The organism is Mesorhizobium sp. M7A.F.Ca.CA.003.01.2.1, assembly GCF_003998945.1.
GTDB lineage: Bacteria > Pseudomonadota > Alphaproteobacteria > Rhizobiales > Rhizobiaceae > Mesorhizobium > Mesorhizobium ciceri.
Genome location: NZ_RZRA01000708.1, coordinates 1 through 3,059, shown reverse-complemented (window position 1 = coordinate 3,059; position 3,059 = coordinate 1). Strand labels below are relative to the sequence as shown.

Annotated in this window: 4 protein-coding genes; 1 reads left to right on the top strand and 3 read right to left on the bottom strand. The window is 62.0% G+C overall.

Features of this window, described 5'->3' with window-relative positions:
* From EN969_RS24110 to EN969_RS24100, 3 genes are all read right to left on the bottom strand, one after another.
* A partial coding sequence (locus EN969_RS24110) for a DHA2 family efflux MFS transporter permease subunit (protein WP_127419455.1) occupies positions 1-629 on the bottom strand: 629 nt, incomplete at its 3' end.
* A gap of 11 nt (positions 630-640) precedes the next feature.
* The gene (locus tag EN969_RS24105; protein WP_244514300.1) at positions 641-1,816 is read right to left on the bottom strand and encodes an HlyD family secretion protein; all 1,176 of its coding nucleotides are present in this window, start codon (positions 1,814-1,816) and stop codon (positions 641-643) included.
* Positions 1,817-1,915: 99 nt separating this feature from the next.
* Positions 1,916-2,086 (bottom strand): hypothetical protein, encoded by a 171-nt coding sequence (locus tag EN969_RS24100; protein WP_082826673.1) that lies wholly within the window; start codon positions 2,084-2,086, stop codon positions 1,916-1,918.
* A 181-nt stretch (positions 2,087-2,267) separates the two neighbouring features.
* On the opposite strand from EN969_RS24100, the gene EN969_RS24095 reads away from it, so the two are divergent.
* On the top strand, positions 2,268-2,885 hold the full coding sequence (locus tag EN969_RS24095) for a (2Fe-2S)-binding protein (RefSeq protein ID WP_013531562.1): 618 nt from the start codon (positions 2,268-2,270) through the stop codon (positions 2,883-2,885).
* Positions 2,886-3,059: the final 174 nt, after the last annotated feature.

Here is a 3,059-nt window from a genome sequence, read left to right as displayed (position 1 = left end):
CCCTTCAACCGTTCCTGCCGTTCGCGCTCGAGCACATCAGGCTCGACCACCAGCCACTGCACCAAGGCAAGCGACATGATGCCGAACGGGACATTGATGAAGAATATCCAGTGCCAGGAGAAATGGTCGGTCAGCCAACCGCCGATGGTCGGCCCGACTGTCGGTGCGACGATGACGGCAATGCCGTAAAGAGCAAATGCCTGGGAGCGTTTTTCGGGTGGAAAGGTGTCGGCGAGAATGGATTGTTCGCTGGGTGCCATGCCGCCGCCCCCGAGGCCTTGCAGGATCCTGAAGACGATGAGCATTTCCAGATTGGGCGCCAGGCCGCACAGCAGCGACGCTATGGTGAAGATCGCCACGCAAAGCATGTAGTAACGCTTGCGGCCGATGACGCTGGCCAACCAGCCGCTAACCGGGATGATCACGGAATTCGCGACCAGATAGGTGGTGATCACCCAGGTGCTTTCGTCCATCCCGGCCGCGAGGCTGCCGGCGATGTTGCGCAGCGCCACGTTGGCGATCGAGGTGTCGAGCACCAGCATGAAGGTGGCGATCGAGACGACGACTGCGATCAGCCACGGATTGCGCCCGCCGGCGGCGGACCGGGTTTCGCTCCGTTCACCAGCCATTTCGACGGCGCTCATCTCACCTTGACTGTCGGCACCACCGACAGGCCTGGACCCAGCAGCACGCCCGGCGGTCGGTCGAAGACGATCTTCACGGGCACGCGCTGCACCACCTTGACGAAGTTGCCGGTGGCATTCTCGGCCGGCAGCAGGCTGAAGGCGGTGCCACTGCCCGCCTGGATGCTGTCGACGCGGCCGTGGAAGTTCTTTTCGGGATAGGCGTCGATATCGATGTCGACGGGCTGTCCCGGCCGCATCAGATCAAGCTGGGTCTCCTTGAAATTAGCCTTCACCCAGACCTCGTCGGGAACGAACATCATCAGCACCTGACCAGGCTGGGCGTAGGTGCCCTTGGCGGCCGTGATACTGGTGGCGCGACCGGCGACAGGCGCGGTTATGATGGTGCGCGACAGCATGGTGCGGGCCTGCTCCTGGCTGGCCTTGGCTTGATTGAGCTTTGCTTGCGCGCTCTTGGTCTGTGCTTGCAGAACAGTGACCTGGCTTTTCGCGGCTGCCACGTTTGCTCCGGCGCTGTCGAGGGCGGCCTGGTCCTGGCGCAGGGTAGAAGCGGCCTGTTCCGCCTGCTGTTGGGTGGAGGTTCCCTTGGCCAGCAGCTCACGGTTGCGCTTGTCCTCCGCTTTGGCAAACTCGAGCGCGGCCTGGGCCTGCGCCACCTGCTTCTGTGCCGCATCGATCTTGGCGTTTTGTGCTTCGATCTGTGCACCGACATCGACGATCTCGGCCTGCGCCGAGGCCACACCGGCGTCGGCTTCCGCCAGGCTTGCCTGATAGTCGCTGTCGTCGATGCGCAAGAGCACGTCGCCGGCTTTCACAGACTGGTTGTCGGTGACCGCGACATCGGTGATACGACCCGATATCTCGGCACCGATCGTCACCGTGCGGGCGTCGATGAAAGCATCGTCGGTCGATTCATACTGACGCGCGTCCAGCCACCACAAGACCAGCCCTACGGCAATCAGCAGCACTGCGAGCAGGATGGCGATGGATATGTAAGGGTGCCGCCGAGGGAAGCTCAGCAGGCTGGGCTTTGGTTCTCCGGCCTGCTTATCCTGCTTGTGCTCCTGACCGACGTCTCTCCGGTGCTTTGGCGCCGCCTCTGAGGTGGCCCTGCGTGACGTGGCGTGCGTGTCGCCGGTTTCAGATTCTTCGGTTTGGGTTTTCGCGTCCACGGGAGAACTCCCAGGAGTTTTGACCGTGGCCAGTCAACGACAACTGGTCGTAAAAGGTTCCTGGCGACCGGGCACGGTTTCGCGCCTGGCGGAATTGGTTCAGCCGATTGCCAACCTGACCACGATGGCCAGGATCACGATACCGACCAAGCCGGCTATGAACATAACCCGACGCGTGCGCGTTCGCAGGATGATCTCGCCCTGTCTCGCCTGCTCCGCAGAGAACACAGGTCCATTGTCACCGTCCTTGTCATGCCGACCATCGCTCATGATCGCCTCCTTCCGGCCCTTGGCACACACCGGCTCTTGGCACACAACCATCGCTCGACAGGCGAGGTTCCGGTTATATCGATCCCGCCAGCAGAAAAAGGATCACAGGCTCGTGAGGAGGGAACTTTGTCCTCCGCGACTGGTTTGGGCCGCTTGAGACCCAGCCAGCCCGGAGCCAGCCATGCCCGATGCCAAGATGTCCAGTGGCCTGAGCAGACGCATGTTCATGACGGCCTCTGTTTCGGCGGCGGCGGCGATGCCGCTTGTGAATTCCCCGACGAGAGCTGCCCAGCCAGCGTCCGCAAAGCCAGCCGAACCGCGCGACTTGTCGGCGGTTTCAATGCGTATCAACAAACAGACCTACAATCTCGCGCTCGACAATCGAACCAGCCTGCTTGACGCTCTGCGCGACCACGTCGGCCTGACCGGCACCAAGAAAGGTTGCGATCACGGTCAGTGCGGCGCCTGCACGGTTCTGATCGATGGAAAGCGGGTACTGTCCTGCTTGAGCTTTGCCGTCATGAACCAGGGGCGGGAGATCACAACGGTGGAAGGCCTGGCCTCGACGGACGGGGAACTGCATCCGGTCCAGCAGGCCTTCGTCGACCACGATGCCTTTCAATGCGGCTATTGCACACCGGGTCAGATCATGTCCGCAATCGGTTGCATCAACGAAGGCCATGCTGGATCGGAAGATGACATTCGCGAATATATGAGCGGCAATCTATGTCGCTGTGCGGCGTATCCCAACATCGTTGCGGCGATCGTCCAGGCGCGCGACGAGATCAGGAGGGCTTAGGATGCGCCCCTTCGTTTATGAAAGACCAACCAGCGTCTCCGCTGCAATCGCCATGGCATCCCGTGTCGATGCCGTGCGCGTTCCGCCAACCGGCGCCGACACGCAATTCATCGCCGGCGGCACCAATCTGGCCGACTACATGAAGCTCGGTGTCGCGCGGCCGGACCGACTGCT

What these genes read in the sequence shown, in the direction of transcription:
- EN969_RS24100 (WP_082826673.1), bottom strand. Translation starts at nt 2,086, where the DNA reads ATGAGCGATGGTCGGCATGACAAGGACGGTGACAATGGACCTGTGTTC.
- EN969_RS24095 (WP_013531562.1), top strand. Translation starts at nt 2,268, where the DNA reads ATGCCCGATGCCAAGATGTCCAGTGGCCTGAGCAGACGCATGTTCATG.